Origin of the sequence: Allocoprococcus comes (genome assembly GCF_013300725.1) — a bacterium.
GTDB classification, from domain to species: domain Bacteria; phylum Bacillota; class Clostridia; order Lachnospirales; family Lachnospiraceae; genus Allocoprococcus; species Allocoprococcus comes_A.
Map to the genome: position 1 here is coordinate 13,165 of NZ_JAAIMM010000017.1, position 22,893 is coordinate 36,057.

Below are 22,893 nucleotides of genomic sequence, written 5' to 3' on the forward strand. Positions count from 1 at the left end.
AAATTCGAGATTAATCGAAGAAAATGTAGAAAGAAGGAAAAAACATGAGGGATGAGAACTGTATTTTTTGTAAAATCGCAAATGGAGAAATTCCATCTGCAACCATATATGAGGATGATGATTTCAGAGTAATTCTGGATCTTGGACCGGCGACAAAGGGACATGCACTGATCCTGCCAAAAGAACATGCGGCAGATATTTATTCTATTGATGAAGAACTGGCAGGAAAAGCATTTAAGCTTGCAAAGAAGATCACAACAAGATTAAAAGATGTACTTGGATGTGACGGATATAATATCGTACAGAATAACGGGGAAGTGGCCGGTCAGACCGTATTCCATTTCCATATGCATCTGATTCCGAGATATAAAAATGACAAGAGCGGATTCGGCTGGAAACCGGGTAAACTTACAGATGAAGATCGGGATGAAATCCTGGAAAAACTGAAAGAAAAATAAAATAGTGAGGTACTGGAGTGAGTTTTCAGAATAAGAATAAAAAGGAATTCGAGAACGTGTACCATAAAAATAAGTTCAACGTTTATCGGATAGCAATGGATTATTCTGGCAGTCACAAAGAGTCAGCGGAAGAGATATTCCAGGAGGTTTTTCTAAAACTATATACACACTTTGATACAGTGGATGAAGAATACATGGCGGCATGGCTGGTAACAACAACGAAAAATACAGCTATCAATTATATGAAGAAGCGGGCAAGAGAATGTCCGAAGGCAGATATTGAGCTGTTTTCGGATCTGTACTCGAAGGAATATGCGGAAAGTGCAGAGGAGCATGTATTCCACAAAATTTTACAAAAAGAAAAAGTGGGTTATGGATGGACGATTCTGGATGCATTGTACGAAGAAAATGAAAACTGGTACGAAGCAATTACCATGGTTTACTGTCTGGAGAGAAAACAAAAAGATGTGGCTGAATCTATGGGGATCAGTATCCAAGCACTGACGGGTGTACTGTACAGAGCAAGAAAATGGGTAAAGATACATTACAATTCTGATGATTACACAAAATAGCACCGATGGATATGTAAAGAAAACAGGTGTCGTTCCGGCACCTGTTTTTGAACAATGTAAATAACTGTTGTTAAAAAATTATTTGGAAGCAGCATCTTCGATCAGACCGATAATTGTCTTGATCGGATCCTGCTGAGAAGACTGATTCATTGCATTTATGAAGTCTTCACGGGAATCATAAAGCTTGTGGACAGCTACGAGAAGCTTTTCATCTGTAAGCTCTTCTTCTTCCATAACCATACTGAATCCCTGACGTTCAAAAGAACGGGCATTCAGAATCTGGTCACCACGGCTTGCATTAGCTGAAAGTGGAATCAGAAGATTTGGTTTGCGAAGAGCAAGCAATTCGCAGATTGCATTTGCACCTGCTCTTGAGATTACAACATCGGCAAGGGCGAAGAGATCTTTCAGTTCATCCTGAATATATTCAAATTGAACATAGCCGTCCAGACCGGTGAGCTTTTCATCGAGCTTGCCTTTACCACAGAGATGAACAACCTGGAATTCTTTTAAGAGTTCAGGAAGGATCTTGCGTACTGCGTTATTGACTGCGACTGCACCAAGACTTCCTCCGACGATCAGGATAACCGGTTTTACTTCCTTGAAACCACAGAAAGCGCGGGCTTTTTCTTTATCTCCGGTGAAAAGCTCCTGACGGATAGGGGATCCGGTAAGGACAGCTTTATCCTGAGGAAGAGAACTTAAAGTTTCCGGGAAGTTACAGCATACTTTTGCAGCTGAAGGAATGGAAAGCTTATTAGCCAGTCCCGGAGTCATATCCGATTCGTGAATAATAACAGGAACATGGTTCTTCTTTCCTGCAATAACAACAGGAACACTTACAAATCCACCTTTTGAAAAAATTACATCCGGTTTTAACTGCTTGATCAGGCGGTTGGCTTCACTGAAGCCTTTCAGGACACGGAACGGATCCGTAAAGTTCTGAAGGCTGAAATACCGGCGGAGCTTACCGGAAGAGATACCATGATATGGAATTCCCTGCTGTTCAACCAGCTGCTTTTCCATACCGTTGTAAGAACCGATGTAATGTATGTCATACTGCAGTTCCCGAAGACGGGGAAGCAGTGCAATATTAGGTGTAACATGTCCGGCAGTACCTCCGCCGGTCAGAATGATGCGTTTCATAATAAAAATCCTCCCATTGATGGTGCGAATTAAGATTCGCAGTTGATACAGGCAGAGAGACTGCCCTGATATCATAATATTAAACAGGTGAAGGAAAAAGGTCAAGTTAAAGGGAAAAGAAATCCAAAAGAATGAGGTTTAAAATGGAAAAACATGAAGATAATCTGGGTAAGCTTTTAAAAGCTGAACTGGAAAAAGAAGCCGGGGAAATCATGGAAGAAATGGACTCGGACGAATCACTGCAGGACATTTCCTTTCCAGAAGACCTGGATGAAAAGATGTGGAGTAAAATCCAAGAATATGAAGAACAGCAGAAAGCATATGAAAAACTGTCAGATGCCGACAAGGAGGCAATCCGTCTCGGACGAGAGGTTCAGGCACTTCGCGGCGGGAACGATATGAAGGATCGGCTTAAGAAAGATGTGGAGAGTGACAGTTATATAGATAATGTTGTGCCAATTGAGCATGTGAAGCATGAAACAGATAATAAAGCAAGTGACGACGGTACGAACGAAGAGATCGAGAAGAAAGCCGGGAAGAAGAAAGTTAAGAAGAGAAAACGGCACTGGAAGGCATATGGAATTGTGGCGATCGTGGCTGTGCTTGCTATGATGTGGAGTATGGTGAGTATTGGTGGGACGCCGTTCTTTGGCAGGGTGTTGAATGATATTATTGGTGATAGAGAAATGGTGAAGGTTAATACGGAAAGGGAGGATGGAGATAAGAATAAAGTTGATGTTTATGATGAGTCGAAAGTGTATGAAGATATTAAAGAAAAATTTGGAGGTGATGTTGTTAGATTAAGAATAACATCAAAGGAGATGTCATTGGTACAGAGTGATATAGATGAAGTGTTAAAGAGAGTCTGTCTGATTTACGATAATAAAAAAAATATAATCGAATATCAAATAGTTTTTAATTATAAGGAGCAATCTCATGGATATGATGTAGAAGATAAAAAAATTAAGGAGGAACAAATTAAAGTAGCTGGTAATAATATTGATATTTTTCAATATGAATTACCTGATGGTAATAAAGAAAATATAGCACAATTTACATATGAAGATGTATTTTATACGATCAATGCAACTATGGATGAGGACGAGTTTAAAGAACTTTTAAAAAATTTGTATTTTTTTTAAATATGGCGTGAGATTTTTCGCGCTCAATTGTTAATATAGTGTAGAGAGGAGGCGAAAGGTGAAAAAAAGTAAAATTTTGTCGCTGATTATGACAATGATTATGGTTTGTACATTGTTTATCAGTACACAAGGAGTTGCAAAGGCATCGGATGCACCAGAGTGTGTTGATGGCTCTTATTTGACAAATAACGATTCGTCAGAAGTGACAGTTGGCTCAATGAGTAGAGGCGTATATTTGAAAAGCGGATCATCAACAATTACAAAAGTAGGTCCAGGCAAAATTGGTGCAGGAGGAAACACAGTAGGGCAGAAATCGGTTTCCAAAATTACAGTAGATGTGAAAGTAGAAAGATATGTAAATGGAAAATGGGGATACTATACCTCATGGATTGAAACAAACTATAATTCTGTTTATGTAAGTACAAGTAAAACATTGTCTGTACCAACTGGATATTATTATCGAGTATGCTGCGTACATTACGCAAACTCAGACGTAAGTGATTCGTACACAGACGGCATTTACATCTAAAAATCACAAACCAAACATCCCAACCCCTTACCCACTCTAACTTACCCCGCACCACCAAAAAAAAAATAATTTTTATAAAATATCCATACGACTATCAACTGGTGCGGCAGTTAGCGAAAGTAAGGACGAGGGAACAATATGAGGGAGGGAGATGGGAAGATTCCTTTTAACACCTGCCTGAATTGCAGGTTGATAAAGTTCAACATCTCCGGTCTTGCAGACTGACAAGAGGGCGAACAGAACTGTAAAGACCACAACTAATAAATGTATTTTCTGATTGGACAGAAAGCATATGACCAAATAATACAACCCGGTCGTGAAGTATGTGAGTATGGAACATCAGAGCAAGCAAGAAACCTAACTAATGTTAAACTGAATTAGACCAAAACAAGCAGGTCGGGATAATTCCTGACCTGCTTGTTTTGACGCAAAATTGCGAAAAAATTATTTGATTACTGGTTATTGCTTAAATATTCTTTTAAAGCAAGTGAAAGCTGATCCGGGCAGGATGTTGCTTTGTATCCGCATTTGATACCTTCGATGCGTGAAATTGCTTCGTGAATATCCATCCCTTCAACGAGGCGTCCGATGCCCTGTAAGTTACCGTTACATCCGCCTGTGAACTCAACATTATGAATACGTCCAGCTTCATCTACTTCTAAGTGAATATTCTTAGAACAGACGCCGTGTGGTGTAAATTCCATGAGTATAATCCTCCTTTATATTTATACTATTATTGTGTCTTATAAAATTGCCTCAATGATTATAACACAGCCTTATAAGAAAATGCTAGTGCATATTATAAGAAATCTGATATAATAGCTATTGTAATTTTGAAGGGAAATCTATAGATATAGATAAAAACAATATGTAGGAAAAACGGAGGATTTTCAAATGATAGGAATTATCGGAGCAATGGATGAAGAGGTTGCAATCTTAAAGGAATCGATGGAAGTTCAGGATACGATGGAACGCGCCGGAATGACTTTTGTCAAGGGTATCATGAGTGGCAAGGAAGTTGTAGTTGTAAGAAGTGGTATCGGAAAAGTCAACATGGGAATCTGCGCACAGATTCTGATTGACTGTTTTGGTGTGGATACACTGATCAATACAGGTGTGGCAGGTTCTCTGGATGCAGATATCAACATCGGGGATATCGTGATTTCTACAGATGCAGTTCAGCACGACATGGATGTAAGTATGCTTGGCGATCCGGTAGGACAGATTCCGAGAATGGATACCTTTTCTTTCCCGGCGGATAAGAAGCTTGTGGAGCTGGCAGTGGAAGTAAACAAAGAAGTGAATCCGGACATTCAGACATTTACCGGAAGAGTGCTCAGCGGAGATCAGTTTATTTCCGGCAAGGAGAAGAAAGAATATCTGGTAAAGACATTTGATGGAAAGTGTGCGGAGATGGAAGGCGCAGCAATGGCGCAGACCGCATATCTGAATAAAGTTTCGTATGTCATTATTCGTGCAATTTCGGACAAAGCTGACAACAGTGCAACGATGGATTATCCGGAGTTTGTGAAGATGGCAATCACCCATTATGTAGGGCTTGTCAAAGGTCTTGTAGAAAGAATGTAATGCGTAAGGCAGCAAAGTAAAACAAAAAAGCAGCGTCATTTTCCAGACAGGATGTCGGATTGTGGCGAACGATTAGGGAATCCAAATTCGGAGGTTTACGGTATAATGACGGTAAATCTAAGAAGGAGGATTCTTTTTATGTTGGAAATGTTCGTGGTGAGAGAAACGGTATTTTTTCTGACGGGAGTGATGATCGGGATCGGCGCGATTGCAAGACTGATTACCGGGATTTCACTGAAAAAGCTGGTAAGAGCAGCAAGTAACATGAGTAAAAGCAATCATCCGCTGATGCGGCTTGTAAGGGCGAAATTTGAGCATGGGTGTATGGTGAGTGATAAAGTACAGAATGTTGGTGCATTTGTAGAGAAATATTTGTATGAATACCGGGTGCTTGGCGTGCGGCTGCACACCTGGAGACAGTGGGCGAAGGGGAGCATCTGGCTCTGCCTTATCTTTGGAGCCACAGGAACAGCGCTTGCTTATGCAGCGGGGGAGAGGGAACAGGGACTTTACAGATATGGTATTTTGGGCGGTATGGGAGCTTTGGCGCTCTTTTTACTCCGGATGCTTGCGGATGATGCCTATCAGCTGGAGGCAGCGAAAACCTATATGGTAGATTTTCTGGAAAATACATATGCTCATCGCTATGAGAAGACCAATCAGAAAGAAATCCAGGTTACGGTTCAGAGAGCGGATGAGATTCCGGAGAAAATGGATGTGGAGGAAAATGAATCTGCGTATTCTGAACAGGAACAAAGACCACTTTCAGAAGAAACCGTGCCTGCAAGCGCAGCTCCTGTAAATGCCGTTTCTGTGAATGAAAAACGGTATACAGAAGACACAGCCGGTTCCAGATTCCATCCGGAAGACACCGGCGACAAGCTGGAGCCGACAAAAGAGGCAAGGATCCGGGAAATCCTGGAAGAGTTCCTCGCCTGACCGGCGCGAATCCGCCATTTTATGGGAGCTTGAGGTGTTCGGGGATTACGGGAATTGCGTAGCAATGGAGCAATCTGGTTACATCAGTGAGTGACAGAATTTACTTTTGACACGCACATCATAAAATACCGATATGTGGAAAAGTTGATTCCAGATATCGGTATTTCTATTATTATCGGGCAGGTGGTACACTTTTACAGTTTACAGTTTCACAGAAAAAACACAGAATGAACACAGACTGCCCCCAGAAGTTTCACAAATCATCCGTATAATTGAAAAGCATGAAATTTTGTAGTCAGGAGGAACAACATTGATTGAGGTAAAAAATCTTGTAAAGAAATACGGCTCACATCTGGCTGTAGATCATTTGAATTTTACTGTAGATACCGGTCAGATCTATGGATTTCTGGGACCGAACGGTGCCGGAAAGTCCACAACGATGAATATTATGACAGGCTATCTTGGCGCCACAGAAGGTGAAGTGCTGATCAACGGGCACAATATACTGGAGGAACCGGAGGCGGCAAAAAAATGTATTGGTTATTTGCCTGAGATGCCACCGCTTTACACGGATATGAAGGTAAATGAATACCTGCGGTTCGTAGCGGAGCTGAAGAAGATCCCGAAAAAGGAACGGCAAGAGCAGATTGAGAAGGTCATGCTGATGGTGAAGATCATGGATGTACAGGACCGGCTGATCAAGAACCTGTCCAAAGGTTATAAGCAGAGAGTCGGACTTGCGCAGGCGATCCTTGGATTTCCGGAGATCATCATTCTGGATGAACCGACGGTCGGACTGGATCCGAAGCAGATTATTGAGATCCGTGAACTGATCCGTGAGCTGGCAAAAGAGCATACCGTGATCCTAAGCTCGCACATTCTGGCAGAGATCCAGGAAGTCTGCGATTATATTATGATCATTTCCAAAGGAAAACTGGTGGCAAGTGATACACCGGAGAATCTGGAAAAGCTTCTGACGAATCAGCAGACAGTGGAAATTCTGGCAAAGGGAAATGAAGAGACGGTACGGAAAGTCATCGGCACAATCGGCAATGTTCAGAAGGCATCCGTGGAACACGGAAAAGAAGAAGGAACGGTAAAGGCGAGCCTGTTCCCGAAGGCTGGAAAAGATATCAGGGAAGCAGTATTTATGGCATTTGCACAGGCGGGATGTCCGTTACTTATGTTGTATCACAGCCGCACGACGCTGGAGGATGTCTTCCTGGAGCTGACACAGGGAAGCACACCCGCAGCCGCAAAAGCGATGAAGGACGGCGAAAAGAAAGGCTGGATGGCAAAGTGGCATAAGAAAAATGCGCAGGAAGAGGCAGAAGAGAACGAGCTGACTGAGATGGATGAAGAGCCGGAAGAAAATGCCGTTCCGACAAGTGAGGATGAAAAGGAGGATCTCGAAAATGACAGCAATTTATAAGCGAGAATTAAAATCCTATTTTCAATCAATGACAGGCTATGTCCTGATCGCATTTCTTGTGATCTTCACGGGAATCTATTTCATGGCGTACAACTTAAATTCGGGATATCCGTATTTTTCATACGTTCTGATGAACATCAACTATGTGCTGATCATCATTATCCCGATGCTCACCATGCGTTCATTTGCGGAGGAACGGAAGAACAAGACGGACCAGCTTCTTCTTGCCGCACCGGTGAAATTATTCGATATCGTGATGGGAAAATACCTTGCGATGGTGACGGTATTTGCGGTACCGTGCCTGATCTTCTGCATTTTCCCAATTATCATTAAGAGCTTTGGAACGGCGTATCTGAAGGTGGATTATCTGTCGATCTTGATGTTCTTCCTGCTCGGATGCGTATATCTGGCAATCGGAATGTTTCTTTCGTCACTCACAGAAAGCCAGATCATTGCGGCAGTAACAACCTTTGGAGTTCTGCTTCTGATCTATCTCTGGGGAGGACTGATCAATTTCCTCCCGACATCAGCTACAAGCGGCATGATCGGCATTGTGGTACTCGTTACCATTGCGACGCTGATCATTTACCGGATGACGGGAAACTGGATGATTACAGGACTGATCGAAGTAATCGGAGTTGCCGCGGTTGTGATCGTAAGCTTCGTGAAGTCCTCATTATTTGAAAATATTCTGGTTAACATCATGAAGAAACTGTATCTTGCAGATGTATTTGACAATGTAGCATATAACAAGCTTTTCGACGTGAGCGGACTGATCATGTATCTGAGTGTGGCAGGTGTATTTATTTTCCTGACCATGCAGTCCATTCAGAAAAGACGTTGGAGTTAGGAGGGAGAAGACATGGAAAAAATCAGAAAAATGTTCAGCAGCAAGTCTTCCCGGAACGGAACTTACAGCGTAGGGCTTGCGGTGATCGTGATCGCGATCGCGATCGTTATCAATCTGGTGGCAGGACAGCTTCCGGAAAATGTAAGAAATATTGATATCAGCAGCAACAATCTGTACGATATCAGCAGTGTATCTACAAAAATGCTGAAGAAGCTGGACAAAAAAGTAGATCTGAAGGTGATCGCAGAACAGGATTCTGTGGATACCCGGATCAAGACGTTTGTGAAAAAATATGCGGCGCTTTCCGGCAAAGTAAAAGTGGAATGGGTGGACAGCGTACTGCATCCATCAGTTCTTCAGAAATATAATACCGATGGAAATGTGATTGTTGTATCGTGTGATGCAACCGGAAAATCTACAACGATTTCATTTTCAGATATTATCCAGTCGGATTATTACTCTTATTATACGACCGGAAGTGCCAGTGAAAGTTCTTTCGATGGCGAAGGACAGCTTACCAGTGCGATCAATTATGTAACCAGCGAGGAAACGAGCAAGATTTACCGAACCAGTGGTCACGGAGAATCGACATTTTCAAGTTCGGTAAGTGATCTGCTTACCAAGAATAATCTGGAGACGGAAGAAATCAACCTGAGTATGAGTCCGGAAATCCCGGACGACTGCGACCTGTTGTTCCTCTATGCGCCGACTTCAGACATTACAGATGATGAAAAAACGATCATTGAAAATTATCTGAATGATGGAGGGAAGGTTTATCTGATTCTTGGAGATACAACTGCAGACACACCAAATCTGGACGGAATTATGTCTGATTACGGGCTGAAAAAAGTCAGTGGTTACATTGCAGATACCCAGAGATGTTACCAGGGAAATTATTATGCAATCTTCCCACAGCTTTCTCTGAGTGGTGACATGGGAAGCGGCATCAGCAATCAAATGGTACTTCTGCTGAATTCACCTGGTATGGAGAAAACAGATACGGATAATGACAATCTAACGGTTACTCCATTTATGCAGACATCAGACAGTGGATATGCAGTGACAGAAAATGACCAGACACAGGGACAGTATATTCTGGGAGCCGTTTCTACCAATGCGATTTCTGCGGATTCTTCAGATTCGGACAGCGAGGATGAAGACGATAAGAGTGATGCAACGGATACAGACACAAAGACAGCAAGACTTACGGTGCTTGCTTCTGCATCTATGATCAGCTCGGATATCACAGATCAGCTGACGACACTGGATAACCTGACTTTGTTTGTAAATTCAGTGACAGAGAATTTTGATAATGTAAACAATGTTGCGATTGAAGCGAAGAGTCTTTCGACTGAGACCAACACACCGATGCATGCAGGTGCATTCAGCATCCTTGTGATCTTTATTATTCCGCTTGCAATTCTGATCCTTGGATTTGTGATCTGGATGAGAAGACGGAAAGCGTAAGAGGCAGGAGGAAAAAAGATGGAGAAAAAAACAAGGACAATAGGAATCCTTCTGCTCGTACTGCTTGCTCTGCTCATTACATTTTTCGGGCTGAAAAAATGGAATACATCTAAGTCAGAGACAGAAGAGAAGAAAAAAGAAAACGCAGTGGTGCATATTTTTGAGACAGATTCGCTGGAGTCGATCGAGTATAAAGAAGCGTCCGGGGAAGAAATGTCCTTTGTAAAAGAGGATGATACCTGGGAGTATGCGCCGGACACCACGATCGCACTGACGGAGAGCAGTATGCAAAATATGGAAGATGCATTTTCGGATATTCAGGCGGTAAAAGAGATCAAGAATCCGGATGACCTTTCGGACTATGGATTTGATTCGCCGGAATATAATCTTACGCTGACCGGAAAGGACGGCGAGGCACATAAATTTCTAATCGGGAATGCTTCCGGCGAAAATTATTATTTCATGGAAGATGGAACAGAAAAAGTGTACACGGTATCGGCAGATCTGATTTCGGAAATGGTATGGCAGCTTGCAGATGTTGCTGAAAAGGACAGCTTTGTAACAGTTACATCCGATAACTTTGTAAAAGAGACTGTGACAAAACCGGGTGACGAGGTAAAAACCTATGAAGCGGACAATGAGGATCAGGAAGATACTGTCACAAGTATTATGACAGCACTTTCCGGATTCTATTTTACAGATTGTGCAGATTATCATGTGACGGACGCGACGCTTGGCAATTACGGGCTTGCGGAAGATCAGCGGACGAAGGTGGAGCTGACTTACAAGGATACGTCGGATGATGATAAGGAAAAGACAGTTACATTCTATGTGGGAAGCAAGGACGACAGTGCGACCTACTATTATGTACAGATGGACGGTTCACAAAGAGTAAGCCGGGTACTGATCGATACGGTAGAGAAAGCGCTTGGATGGAAAGTGGACAGTAGTGTAGAGTAAAAAGGCTGCGGGAAAATGAAATAACAAGCAAGAGGAACGATGTTTTTTGAATTATACCAAACGACATCGTTCCTTTTTATTACCCAGTAAATGTATTTGTTTGTGTAAAACAATTCGTAGCTGGATTACAGATTTTCTGTACATTGCAAAAAAATGGACAGCTGTGAATCTATAGACAAAAAACGGGTAATTGTATAAAATAATGCAAAATAACAAGAAAAGATAGTTTTTTAACGATATAATTACACATATTAAACAGTCGAAATGCTTATTGACAGGTAAAAATGTAGCGAAAAAGGGGTTGATAGAAAAAAACAAGGACAAAAAGCAGTATACGGAAGACATGAAGACATTCCGACAGGAAGGGGAATACTATATAATTCAGATATGCATAAAACAGATGAATAATTATTCAGAACAATGTGCGAGGAGGAAAGAAAATGAATTGGAAAAAAGTTAGTGCGGTAATGTTAGTAGCAGTGATGACTGCGTCGTTAGCAGCATGCGGCGGTAGTGGAAGCAGTGACAAAAGCTCTGATACAAAAGAAGAGAGTCAGGATACAGGAAAAAGCCTTGTTGTTGCAATCTGGGACAGCAACCAGGAACCGGGACTTCGTGAAATCATGGATGATTTTACAGCAGAGACAGGAATTGATGTAGATATCCAGATTACTCCATGGAGAGATTACTGGACAATGCTTGAAGCAGCAGCAACAGGTGGATCTATGCCGGATGTATTTTGGATGCATTCCGATCAGATCGGTACATATGCAGAATATGATGATATTCTTATGAATCTTTCCGATAAGATTAAAGAAAGCGATAAAATTGATTTATCAAACTATCCGGAAGAACTGGTTAATATTTATCAGAATGCAGATGGAGACCAGCTTGCAGTACCGAAGGATGTAGATACCTGTGCAGTATGGTATAACAAGACCATGTTTGATGAAGCAGGAATTGATTATCCAACAGCAGACTGGACATGGGATGATTTCCGTGAAGTTGCTAAGAAACTTACTAAAGATGATGGAAGCCAGTATGGTGTTGCTATAGCACCGGCGAACTATCAGGAATCATGGTACAGCACAATTTACGCATACGGTGGAGAGGTTCTTACACCAGATAAGAAAAAATCAGGATTTGATGAACCAAAGACAATTGAAGCAATGGAAATGATTGAAAATATCATCAAAGATGGTTCAATGCCAGATTACACTGTACTTTCAGAAAATGATTCAACAGCACTTATGGAAGCTGGAACAGTAGCAATGACATTCCAGGGATCATGGAGTATTCCGGAACTTGCAGGAAATGATTATGTAAAAGAAAACTGTGATATTGCTCCTCTTCCGAATGGACCAGAAGGAACAAAATCTATTTACAATGGACTTGGCTGGGCAGCATCTGCAAACAGCGAAAATCCAGAAGGTGCATGGAAGCTGATTGAATATCTTGGATCAAAAGAAGCTCAGGAAAAACAGGCAAATCTTGGAGTTACAATGTCAGCATATGAAGGAACTTCAGATACTTGGGTAAATTCACAGCCAGGATTCAATATGCAGGCTTATCTTGATATGAGAGAAGATGCACAGGCATATCCGAGTTCAAAGAACACACAGGTATGGTTCCAGATGATGTTAGAGAAGATGGTAGACGGATTCAGCGGTGCAAAACCTATGAAAGATGTTTGCGAGGACGTTGCAGTTGAAATGAACAAATTCCTTGCAGAAGAACAATAGTAAATTTTTAATGGGGTATCTGAAATGGGTACCCCTTTTGAAATCTAAGGATGGTAAGAAATGAAGGTAAAAAAAGCAAAGAAAAAAATGACAAACAGGGAACGCTCGGAATTTCTTTGGGGCTGGCTATTTATCTTGCCAACGATGGCAGGGCTTATGATCTTAAATATCATTCCAATCTTCCAGACAATTTACCAGAGCTTTTTTAAGACAGGTTCATTCGGAAGAGGAAATATTTTTGTTGGACTCGAAAACTATAAAAGACTTTTTGCCGACACAGCAGTATGGCAGGCTCTTTTAAATACATTAAAATATGCGATAGTTGAAGTACCTTTTTCAATTATAATTGCAATTGTACTGGCAGTTATGTTGAACCAGAAAATGCGTGGACGTTCTGTCTACAGAATGATTTATTTCATGCCTATGGTATGTGCACCGGCAGCGGTTGCCATGGTGTGGAAATGGTTATATAACTCAGAATTTGGACTTTTAAATCATCTGTTAGAAGCTATAGGACTTCCGAAAGTCAACTGGGTATCAGATCCGAAAATAGCATTTATTTCACTTGCAATTGTTGGAATCTGGAGTGTTATCGGATATAACATGGTTCTGTTCCTTGCAGGACTTCAGGAAATTCCGAAAGATTATTATGAAGCGGCAGAAATTGATGGTGCAAATGCAGTAACACAGTTTTTCAAGATTACATTACCGCTTATTTCACCAACAATGTTTTTCGTTGTTATCACAAGAGTTATTGCTTCATTACAGGTATTTGATTCTATTTTCATGATGATTGGTAAAAATAACCCGGCTCTTCCAAAGACACAGTCACTGGTATATCTGTTCTACAGATATGCATTTGTAGAAAATAACAAAGGATATGGATCAGCAATTATTGTATTACTTCTTTGCATTATTATGCTGATAACGGTATTTCAGATGAAGGCACAGGAGAAGTGGGTACATTATAACTAGAGTAGGTGAAGAAAATGAAAAAGATAGGAAATTGGCATAAATTAATAAAACATGTCTTTTTGATTATAGGTGCAGTAATCATGCTGATTCCGTTTGCATGGATGATCCTGACTGCATTTAAAACAAAATCAGAAGCAACACAGATGAATCCGTTTATAATTTTCCCGTCACAGTGGAGAACACAGGCTTTTGCAAATGTTGTACGGAAAATGGATTTTATTAAACTGTATATCAATACATTGTTAATGATTTTTGGAAGAATTATTTGTGCAGTACTTACTGCAACAACTGCAGGATATGCGTTCGGACGATTAAAATTTAAAGGAAGAGATTTGTGCTTTTCACTGGTACTTTTCCAGATGATGGTTCCAGTTCAGATCTTTATTATTCCGCAGTACCTGATGGTATCAAAGCTGGGAATGCTGAATACAATTTTTTCATTGATTTTCCCAGGACTTGTAACTGCATTTGGTACTTTCCTTATGAGACAGGCATACATGGGACTGCCAAAAGATCTGGAGGAAGCTGCCAGATTGGATGGCTGTAATATTGGTCAGACATTTTTATATGTTATGATGCCACTGACGAAATCATCCATGGTAGCACTTGGAATTTTCACAGCATTATTCGGATATAAAGACTTAATGTGGCCATTGATCGCAAATACCAATCAGCAGTCTATGCCACTTGCAGCAGGGCTTGCAAAATTACAGGGACAGTTTTCTTCAAACTATCCGGAATTGATGGCGGGATCTTTGATTGCTTGTATTCCGATGCTTGTGCTTTATTTGCTGTTCCAGAGACATTTTATTGAAGGAATTGCAACTTCAGGCGGTAAATTATAAGGATTTACCGCTGTGAAGTTTTTGATATTCGCTGGGACTGGTGTTGTAGACCCGGCGAAATGCTTTTGAAAATGTCTGAGAATCAGGATAACCGATCTGATGAGAAATGTCCTGAATTTCAAAATTTGTAGAAGTAAGAAGTTCCTGTGCCTTTTGCATCCGAAAAAGAAGCAGATAATTCTGTGGCGACTGATTCAGGTGTGACTGGAATAAGGAACACAGGCGGGAACGGCTAATTCCAAGATAATTGGAAATATCCTGCACATGGATATTACAGTCATAATTGTCTGAGATAAATTCGAGTGCCTGATTAAAAAGTGCTTCATTTGTGTCTGCTTTAGACGCGGAAGCAAGTGTATTTTTTGCTGTATTTGAAGAAATCAGCAAAGACATCAGGTGAAACAGGAAGCTGAGCTGTCTGAGTTCACTGCCGGGAGCTGGTTTCCAGGTATTCAGTAACTGCTGGATCAGGATTGTAAATTGTTCTACAGGGATATAGCTGTCCCGGACCAGAGTATCCTGATCGAAACCGGCCTGTTTTAACCAAAGAGATGCTTTGGGACCGTAAACACTGACCCATGCATAGTGCCATGGATCTTCAGAATCTGCACTGTAATAAACTGGTGTATCAGGCGGGCAGAGAAAAAGCTGCCGCCGGGAGAGACGCCAGGTTTTTCCATTGGCCTGAAAGGTACCTTTTCCGTCTATGATAAAATGTAAATGGTATTGCGGACGTGGTTTGTCCCATGTATGTCCGGGTGGACACTTCTGAATTCCGCATGAAAAAAGAGACAGATCACTGCTTTGTGGATTAAGATGGGATAAGCAGTGGTAATCCGGATATTCTTCATAAATCGGTGTTAACATGATTTTAAAACTCTCCTTTTTCAAAATATAATTTACGATATTGTGCGGGCGTAACAGAAAAATTCTTTTTAAACGCTTTGGAAAAGGTCAGTGTATCCACATAACCAATTCTGGCAGCGATATCTGCGACAGAAAGGCTGGTATCGCGCAGTAATTGTGTAGATTTTTCGAGACGATAAGAGATTAAATATTCCTGGGGAGAGGTGTTTAATCTTTTTTTAAACAGTGTATACAGCCAGGAACGGGTAATTCCGATATAGTCTACAATATCTGCGACACATATGTGATCGTAATTTTTCTTGATAAAACTTAAGGCAAGGTTGACATAATCTTCAGGAGAATGGACAGATGGCATATTAGTATCTATTGTAGATTGACTTATTGAAGTTAATATGGATAATATTTGGTATAAATAAGCAGTACGCTTGATGTCATTTGCAAGTGTACTTTTTCTGTCATGAAGTATTTTCTGAATAATCATATAAAATTCAGAGACTGGAATTGGCAGATTGCAAATAGGATGCTCTATGCTCAGCGGAGTTCCAGCCAGATACTGGGCAGCTTTTTTTCCAGCGAAACCAATCCATGTGTATTGGTAAGGATTATCCGGATCTGCATGGTAGTAAGTCGCTACCTGTGCAGGGACAAGAAAAGCCTGATTTGCATTAAGCTCATATTCAGTATCTTCGATTTGAAGATATCCATGTCCACCTGAAATGAAATGGATCACGTACTCATTTCGCCATACAGGACCAAATGAATGGGCTGGAGAACAATTCTCAAATCCACAATAAGTTAAATATAAATCTGTAGATTGATGACCGACGGCATACAGACAGTCATAATTTTTACTTCTTGGTTGGTTTTCCTGAGATGTCATATTTTTTCCTCCTAAGCTAGTAATATTATAGCACGGACATAAGGAAAAGTCTATAAGGTCAACAACTGAGAGGATGAAAGAAAAAGGAGGAAGTGAAGAAATATGTCAATTATTTACAACGAAAAAACAAGAGAATTCCATCTCTATAATCAGGAGATCAGCTACATCATCAAGATCCTTGACAACGACCAGCCGGGACAGCTCTACTACGGAAAACGCCTGACACACAGAGAAGATTTCAGCCATCTTTTTGAATATGCGATGCGTGATATGTCACCGTATGCTTTCGAGGGAAATTCTACATTCTCACTGGAGAATATCAAGCAGGAGTATCCGACTTTCGGCTGCGGAGATATGCGTTTTCCGGCATATGAGATCGAGCGGGAGAACGGAAGCCATGTAGTCGAGTTTGTATATAAAGAGCATAAAATTTATGATGGCAAACCAAAGTTTGAAGGACTTCCGGCGACATATGTAGAAAGTGATGATGAGGCACAGACTCTGGAATTGGTTCTGGAGGATACAAGTATCAATACAAGAATTGTTCTTTTATATACGATCTATGAAGCATTTCCGGTGATTGCGAGAAGTGTACGTTTTGAATGTGATTCTGACGAAAAGATCACACTTCTCTCTGCAATGAGCGCCTGTGTGGATCTGCCGGACAAGGATTATGAGATGATCGATCTTGCCGGTGTGTGGGCAAGAGAGCGTCATGTGAGAAGACATAAGCTGGATTACGGTATCCAGAGCATTTACAGTATGCGTGGATGTAGCAGCTATCAGTTTAACCCGTTCTTTGCGCTTGCCCGTGAAAATGCAGACGAGTTCCAGGGACAGGTTTACGGATTCAGTCTGGTTTACAGCGGAAATTTCCTTGCACAGACAGAGGTAGACAATTATGATACCGCCCGTGTGCTGATGGGAATCCATCCAAATGGATTTAAGTGGACACTTGGAAAAGGCGAATCCTTCCAGACACCGGAGATGGTAATGGTATATTCGGAAGCCGGACTTAACGGAATGAGCCAGACCTTTCACAAGCTGTACCGCACACGTCTGGCAAGGGGAATCTGGAGAGATAAGGTTCGCCCGATCCTGATCAACAGCTGGGAAGCATTTTATTTTGATTTTGATGCGCCAAAGCTTCTGGGACTTGCGGATGCGGCAGCAGATCTTGGAATGGAGCTTTTTGTATTGGATGACGGATGGTTTGGAAAGAGAAATGATGGAACTTCTTCGCTCGGTGACTGGTATCCGAATGAGGAAAAGCTGAAAGGAACGTTAAAGGAGCTGGCAGAAAAGATCAATGCCAAAGGTTTAAAATTCGGACTCTGGATTGAACCGGAGATGACGAACAAAGACAGTGATCTGTACCGTGCACATCCGGACTGGCTTCTGGCTGAGCAGGGCAAGCGGATCTGTCACAGCCGGAATCAGTATGTTCTTGATTTTTCAAAAAAGGAAGTTCGGGAATATATCGGGGATATGTTGGAAAATCTTCTTGCAGAAGTGCCGGTATCTTACATCAAATGGGATTTGAACCGTACATTTTCAGAGGTATTTTCCAACGGAAATGACAGAGAGTATCAGGGAAAGGTCTGCCACAAATATATCCTTGGTGTGTATGAACTGTATGAGCGCCTGACCAGCCGTTTTCCGCATGTATTGTTTGAATCCTGTGCAAGTGGTGGGGCAAGATTTGATCCGGGAATGCTTTACTACGCACCGCAGGGATGGACTTCGGATGATACTGACGCAATCGAACGTCTGAAAATCCAGTATGGAACTTCGATGGTTTATCCGGTGAGTTGTATGGGAAGCCATGTATCAGCTTCGCCGAACCATCAGACAAACCGTGTGACACCGATCGAGACAAGAGCAGATGTGGCTTACTTTGGAACTTTTGGATATGAGCTTGACCTTTTAAAGCTTGACGAGGAAGATAAGGTAGAAATCCGCCGTCAGATCGCATTTATGAAGGAGAAGAGAGATCTGATCCAGAAAGGAACTTTCTATCGATTGAAGAGTCCGTTTGAGGGAAATGAGACCGCATGGATGATCGTATCGGAGGATCAGAAGAAGGCGCTGGTCGGTTATTACCGGGTAATGCAGCCGGTCAATGTTGGATTTAAGAGACTGAAGCTGAAAGGGCTGAAAGAAGATATCTGTTATAAGGTCAGCGGATATGATTATGACTGCTATGGCGATGAGCTGATGCAAGTCGGAATGATCCTGTCCGATTCTGCGTCCGGTGTATGGAAGAAGGGCGTGAATGATAAGGGAGATTTCCAGGCGAAAGTGTTTGAGATTGTGGCTGTGTAAGCCGGAATATATGGAAAGGACGAAATGGGAGAACCGTTTCGTCCTCTTGCGTTTTCGGAAGAAAAATTATATGATGTTTCTAAAAGACTTAAAGAGGTTTAAAATGGAACGACTATACGATAAATTAAAAGCATATTCCGAGAGCGATTTTTACGCATTTCACATGCCGGGACATAAGAGAAACAAGGCACTTCTTGGAATTGAACTCCCATACGATCTGGATATCACGGAAATCGATGGTTTCGATGATCTGCATCACGCAGATGGTATTTTAAAAGAGGAGCAGGAAAGAGCCGCAAGGGTATTTGGGGCAGAGGAAAGTCATTTTCTGGTAAATGGAAGTACTGCCGGAATTTTAAGTGCAGTGATGGGATGTACGCACCGGGGAGATAAGATTCTGGTGGCACGCCATTGTCACAAATCCATTTACCATGCAATCTATATGAATGGTCTTGTACCGCGCTATGTGTATCCGGAATTTGATATTTCCATGCATATGAACGGGGAGATCAGCAAAGAAGATGTGGCAAAAGCACTTGCTGCAGAGCCGGATATCAAAGCCGTTGTGATCGTATCTCCAAATTATTATGGCGTGGTATCGGATGTGAAAGGAATTGCAGAAGTGGCACATTCGTATAGGATTCCACTGATCGTAGATGAAGCACATGGACCGCATTTCGGATTTCATCCGGCATTTCCGGGGCGCGCAAATGATCTGGGAGCAGATGTGGTGATCAACAGTCTGCACAAGACACTGCCGTCTCTTACACAGACTGCAATCCTGCATATCAACGGAAAAATTGTAAACCGCAGAAGGATCAAGAAGTATCTGGATATGTTACAGAGTAGCAGTCCATCTTATATTTTCATGGCAAGTCTGGATGCCTGTGTGGATTTTGTGGATGGAAAATGTGAAAATGCATTTGAACTTTATGTGGAGAGGCTACAAAAGTTCAGAGAAGAACTGAAGCCATTACAGCATTTACAGATTCTCCGTACAGAACATTATGATATTTCCAAAGTTGTGATTTCCACAGCAAATGCAAATATTACAAGTCCGGAGCTTGCGGACCGGCTGCGAAAAGGATATCATCTGGAAATGGAAATGACCGGAGGAACCTATGTACTTGCGATGACGACCGTGGCAGATACGCAGGAAGGACTGGACAGGTTAAAAGCTGCGTTACTGGAAATAGACGGTCAGCTGGAAGCAAAAACAGCCGTTTCCGGAAGCATAGAGATTTCCGGAGAGCTTCCTAGACTGGAGCAGTATTTTACACCGCAGGAGGCAGCGGACCGGGAAGAAGACGGAGAAGCAGAAGAGATTCCGTGGAAAGAAAGTGAAGGACACATTTCTCTGGAATACGCATATCTCTACCCACCGGGAAGCCCGGTTATCGTACCCGGAGAGCGGATCAGCCGGGAAGCAGTAGAACTTCTTCGTTATTATGAAACACAGAATCTCCAAATAGAAGGAATACAGACGGAAGGCAAGATAAAGGTGTGGAAACATGAGTAAAATATATTATCTGATGGGAAAAAGTTCAACGGGGAAAGACACAATCTACAAAGAACTGAGAAAAAGAATGCCACAGTTAAAAAATGTAACGATCTATACAACCCGTCCACGGCGTGAGGGAGAAAAAGAAGGCGAAGAATATTTCTTTACAGACGAAACTGAACTTGAAAAGTTCAAAACAGAAGGCCGATTGATCGAAGAACGTGCTTACAATACAGTTTATGGTATCTGGCACTATTTCACCGCTGATGACGGACAGTTCAATTTTGAACAAAAAAATCAGGATTATCTCATGATCGGAACTCTTGAATCCTATGAAAAATTGAAAACCTATTTTGGAAACGAAAAAGTAGTTCCACTTTACATCGAGGTAGAAGACGGAGAGCGCTTAACCCGCGCCCTCGCCCGTGAGAAAACCCAGAAAGAACCCAAATACGCCGAAATGTGCCGCCGTTTCCTCGCCGATTCCAAAGATTTCTCCGAAGAAAACCTCGCCCACGCCGGAATCACAGAACGCTACGAAAACACAGACCTTGAAGACATCCTTGAAAAAATCTGTAAAAAGATACTTGAACAGTAGAAATTTCAACACCCAAGCGAGACAGGCTTCGCCTGTCCATATGAACTTCTCATTGAGAAAATCATGAAGTTTATTAAATAAGATTTTATAATGTAGTGGAGTCAATATCCAGAAAAAAAGGAATCCATCTTCGGTATCAGCGCCTTTGCACTATGGAACCGAAGATGGATTTCGTTTTTTTGTCATATTTCCACGCTACGCATGACTCTAATTCAAGAAGTTCTCAATAATCACCCCTTCTGCTTCCTCTTCCGTCATTCCAAGAGTCCGCAGCTTGATCAACTGCTCATCATTGATCCTTCCGATCGCAGCTTCGTGGATAATAGCCGCATCCACATGCTTCGCATTGATCTCAGGAATTGAACTTACTTCTGCATGATCCATGATAATAGAATCACACTGAACATGTGCATGGCAACGGTTCTTTCCGACAGCTCTCGGATGGAAGACCTGTCTGGATTCGCCTTTTGCGACCGAACGGGATACGATCTGCGCAGAGCTGCCTTCTCCGAGCAGTTCCACCATCATATTTGAAGTAGCTTCCTGTTTTCCATGTGTCATCAGTTTTTCAATGACATAAAGCTTGGAACCGGCTTCCAGATGTACATTATTTTCACGAACCGTAGAATCGACTCCTTTGATCTGAGCAGTATCCAGCGTAAATACAGAATTTTCACCAAGATAAACTTCGGTAACAGGATTGAGTACACGGGCTCCGGTGCCTTCACCCTCTCCGTAATGCTTTTCTACATAGCGTACATTTGCATTTTTTTCCACATGGAAAGTATGAATACCATCATGGCGACTTTCGTTACATCCGCTGTTGTGGATACCACATCCGGCAACGATGGTTACATTTGCACCTTCTGCTACATAAAAATCATTGTAAACAACGTCCGTCATTCCGCTTGCGTCAACAACAACCGGAATATGAACTTCTTCGCCGTCTGTTTTTCCATCGATGAAAATATCGATTCCCGGCTTGTCCTGTTTTTTCTTGATTTTAATATGCTCACTGTCACCGTGGCAGAGCGCGATCCCATTATGTCGTAAATTGAATGCACCGGACTGTGTAAAACCGGTATCATCGATCTGAGCTAATACTTTTTCTGTAATTTTATCCAATAAAGTCATTGTATCTTCCTCCCCTGTTATCTACATTTCAGACAGCTGTAAGAATCTGCTGTCTTCCCTAATAATTGTGGAAGGATATCCGCGGTCTGTCCGATCGAAGCAATCTTTCCGCCTTCGATTACCATGATCCGGTCAGCCATTTGGATGATTCTTTCCTGATGGGAAATAAGGATAAGACTCTGCTTTTTCTCTTTGTGCATTTTTTCAAACTGTTCGATCAACATAGAAAAACTCCAGAGATCAATTCCGGCCTCCGGTTCATCGAAAATACAGAGTTTGTGCGGCTTTGCGAGAACGGTTGCAATTTCCAGACGCTTCATTTCACCGCCGGATAAGGTTCCGTCTACTTCACGTTCAATGTATTCGTTGGCACAAAGTCCAACGGTACTTAAAAGTCTGCAACAGACATCTCTTGTCAGATCTTCTCCAGCCGCAAGTGATAAAAGCTTGCTTACCGTCATTCCTTTGAAGCGCGGTGGCTGCTGGAATGCGTAACCGATTCCGGCTTCTGCCCTGTGGTTGATATCATAATCACTGATATCGGTTCCGTCTAAGATGATCTGTCCGGCACTTGCCTGGTCAATCCCCATCAGCACTTTTGCAAGTGTGGATTTGCCACCTCCGTTCGGACCGGTGATCACCAGCATTTCCCCGTCTTCTACGTTAAAACTGATATTTTCTACGATACTTCGTTCTATTCCGTTTTCATTCACCTGGAATGTAAGATTTTTTACCTCCAGCATGAGTTCATCCCCTTTCTGTGTAAGAAACTTATATAAAGTTTGTCTGGCCAAAATACCTTTTGACCACAACATCTTGTATGATGTAAGTATCAAAAGAATAAATTGCGTAGAAATGGAGCAATCCGATTACATCATTGGATACAGAAGCTTTATATATTCATGTTTATTATAAAACATATCGGAAAGGTTGTCATCTTTTAT

Annotated in this window: 22 protein-coding genes; 16 read left to right on the forward strand and 6 right to left on the reverse strand. The window is 41.9% G+C overall.

Translation table 11 applies throughout. The features are described from left to right. Positions 1-44 precede the first annotated feature (44 nt). Both G4407_RS10125 and G4407_RS10130 read left to right on the forward strand, forming a co-directional pair. Positions 45-458 carry an HIT family protein gene (locus G4407_RS10125; RefSeq protein WP_008374196.1) on the forward strand — a complete coding sequence of 138 codons (414 nt, stop codon included), beginning with the start codon at positions 45-47 and terminating at the stop codon, positions 456-458. A gap of 17 nt (positions 459-475) precedes the next feature. After that, positions 476-1,030, forward strand: a complete 555-nt coding sequence (locus G4407_RS10130) for an RNA polymerase sigma factor (protein WP_022220438.1) — start codon at positions 476-478, stop codon at positions 1,028-1,030. A gap of 78 nt (positions 1,031-1,108) precedes the next feature. Here the strand turns inward: G4407_RS10130 and G4407_RS10135 are convergent, their stop codons facing one another. Further along, on the reverse strand, positions 1,109-2,176 hold the full coding sequence (locus G4407_RS10135; protein ID WP_173688798.1) for an undecaprenyldiphospho-muramoylpentapeptide beta-N-acetylglucosaminyltransferase: 1,068 nt from the start codon (positions 2,174-2,176) through the stop codon (positions 1,109-1,111). A 143-nt stretch (positions 2,177-2,319) separates the two neighbouring features. On the opposite strand from G4407_RS10135, the gene G4407_RS10140 reads away from it, so the two are divergent. Further along, the gene (locus tag G4407_RS10140) at positions 2,320-3,318 is read left to right on the forward strand and encodes a DUF4367 domain-containing protein (protein WP_173688799.1); all 999 of its coding nucleotides are present in this window, start codon (positions 2,320-2,322) and stop codon (positions 3,316-3,318) included. A 58-nt stretch (positions 3,319-3,376) separates the two neighbouring features. Further along, positions 3,377-3,847, forward strand: a complete 471-nt coding sequence (locus tag G4407_RS10145; protein WP_173688800.1) for a DUF6147 family protein — start codon at positions 3,377-3,379, stop codon at positions 3,845-3,847. A 452-nt stretch (positions 3,848-4,299) separates the two neighbouring features. On the opposite strand, the gene G4407_RS10150 is transcribed toward G4407_RS10145, so the two are convergent. Further along, on the reverse strand, positions 4,300-4,551 hold the full coding sequence (locus tag G4407_RS10150) for a TIGR03905 family TSCPD domain-containing protein (RefSeq protein ID WP_008374186.1): 252 nt from the start codon (positions 4,549-4,551) through the stop codon (positions 4,300-4,302). A gap of 190 nt (positions 4,552-4,741) precedes the next feature. Here G4407_RS10150 and G4407_RS10155 point away from each other — a divergent pair, with 190 nt between their 5' ends. The 9 genes from G4407_RS10155 (at position 4,742) to G4407_RS10195 (ending at position 14,644) form a co-directional block, all read left to right on the forward strand. Beyond that, positions 4,742-5,434 (forward strand): 5'-methylthioadenosine/adenosylhomocysteine nucleosidase, encoded by a 693-nt coding sequence (locus G4407_RS10155; protein ID WP_173688801.1) that lies wholly within the window; start codon positions 4,742-4,744, stop codon positions 5,432-5,434. A 138-nt stretch (positions 5,435-5,572) separates the two neighbouring features. Next, the gene (locus G4407_RS10160) at positions 5,573-6,373 is read left to right on the forward strand and encodes a hypothetical protein (protein ID WP_173688802.1); all 801 of its coding nucleotides are present in this window, start codon (positions 5,573-5,575) and stop codon (positions 6,371-6,373) included. Positions 6,374-6,683: 310 nt separating this feature from the next. Next, positions 6,684-7,805 (forward strand): ABC transporter ATP-binding protein, encoded by a 1,122-nt coding sequence (locus tag G4407_RS10165; protein WP_173688803.1) that lies wholly within the window; start codon positions 6,684-6,686, stop codon positions 7,803-7,805. Then, positions 7,789-8,655 (forward strand): ABC transporter permease, encoded by an 867-nt coding sequence (locus G4407_RS10170; protein ID WP_173688804.1) that lies wholly within the window; start codon positions 7,789-7,791, stop codon positions 8,653-8,655. The genes G4407_RS10165 and G4407_RS10170 overlap by 17 nt, the downstream gene beginning before the upstream one ends. 12 nt (positions 8,656-8,667) lie before the next feature. Continuing rightward, entirely contained in the window at positions 8,668-10,122 is a 1,455-nt protein-coding gene (locus G4407_RS10175) for a Gldg family protein (protein ID WP_173688805.1), read from the forward strand. Between the two features lie 18 nt (positions 10,123-10,140). After that, a complete protein-coding gene (locus tag G4407_RS10180) occupies positions 10,141-11,082 on the forward strand; it encodes a DUF4340 domain-containing protein (RefSeq protein WP_173688806.1) in 942 nt (313 codons plus the stop codon). Positions 11,083-11,522: 440 nt separating this feature from the next. Continuing rightward, positions 11,523-12,824, forward strand: coding sequence for an ABC transporter substrate-binding protein (locus G4407_RS10185; protein ID WP_173688807.1), 1,302 nt, complete (start codon positions 11,523-11,525; stop codon positions 12,822-12,824). Between the two features lie 60 nt (positions 12,825-12,884). Beyond that, positions 12,885-13,799 carry a carbohydrate ABC transporter permease gene (locus G4407_RS10190; RefSeq protein WP_173688808.1) on the forward strand — a complete coding sequence of 305 codons (915 nt, stop codon included), beginning with the start codon at positions 12,885-12,887 and terminating at the stop codon, positions 13,797-13,799. Between the two features lie 14 nt (positions 13,800-13,813). Then, positions 13,814-14,644, forward strand: a complete 831-nt coding sequence (locus G4407_RS10195) for a carbohydrate ABC transporter permease (RefSeq protein ID WP_173688809.1) — start codon at positions 13,814-13,816, stop codon at positions 14,642-14,644. Here G4407_RS10195 and G4407_RS10200 read toward each other — a convergent pair. Both G4407_RS10200 and G4407_RS10205 read right to left on the reverse strand, forming a co-directional pair. Then, positions 14,639-15,511 (reverse strand): AraC family transcriptional regulator, encoded by an 873-nt coding sequence (locus tag G4407_RS10200; protein ID WP_173688810.1) that lies wholly within the window; start codon positions 15,509-15,511, stop codon positions 14,639-14,641. The genes G4407_RS10195 and G4407_RS10200 overlap by 6 nt on opposite strands. 4 nt (positions 15,512-15,515) lie before the next feature. Further along, on the reverse strand, positions 15,516-16,391 hold the full coding sequence (locus G4407_RS10205; protein ID WP_173688811.1) for an AraC family transcriptional regulator: 876 nt from the start codon (positions 16,389-16,391) through the stop codon (positions 15,516-15,518). Between the two features lie 102 nt (positions 16,392-16,493). Here G4407_RS10205 and G4407_RS10210 point away from each other — a divergent pair, with 102 nt between their 5' ends. The 3 genes from G4407_RS10210 to G4407_RS10220 all read left to right on the forward strand — a co-directional run bounded on the left by G4407_RS10210 (position 16,494) and on the right by G4407_RS10220 (position 20,815). Continuing rightward, positions 16,494-18,716, forward strand: coding sequence for an alpha-galactosidase (locus tag G4407_RS10210; RefSeq protein WP_173688812.1), 2,223 nt, complete (start codon positions 16,494-16,496; stop codon positions 18,714-18,716). Between the two features lie 103 nt (positions 18,717-18,819). Then, positions 18,820-20,235, forward strand: a complete 1,416-nt coding sequence (locus G4407_RS10215; protein WP_173688813.1) for an aminotransferase class I/II-fold pyridoxal phosphate-dependent enzyme — start codon at positions 18,820-18,822, stop codon at positions 20,233-20,235. Then, positions 20,228-20,815: a nucleoside/nucleotide kinase family protein gene (locus G4407_RS10220; protein ID WP_173688814.1), complete on the forward strand. Its 588-nt coding sequence runs from the start codon at positions 20,228-20,230 to the stop codon at positions 20,813-20,815. Before G4407_RS10215 ends, G4407_RS10220 begins: the two co-directional genes overlap by 8 nt. A gap of 207 nt (positions 20,816-21,022) precedes the next feature. On the opposite strand, the gene G4407_RS10225 is transcribed toward G4407_RS10220, so the two are convergent. Further along, entirely contained in the window at positions 21,023-21,949 is a 927-nt protein-coding gene (locus G4407_RS10225; RefSeq protein ID WP_055155720.1) for a SufB/SufD family protein, read from the reverse strand. Positions 21,950-21,966: 17 nt separating this feature from the next. After that, a complete protein-coding gene (locus G4407_RS10230) occupies positions 21,967-22,692 on the reverse strand; it encodes an ABC transporter ATP-binding protein (RefSeq protein ID WP_022220430.1) in 726 nt (241 codons plus the stop codon). Between the last annotated feature and the right edge of the window lie 201 nt (positions 22,693-22,893).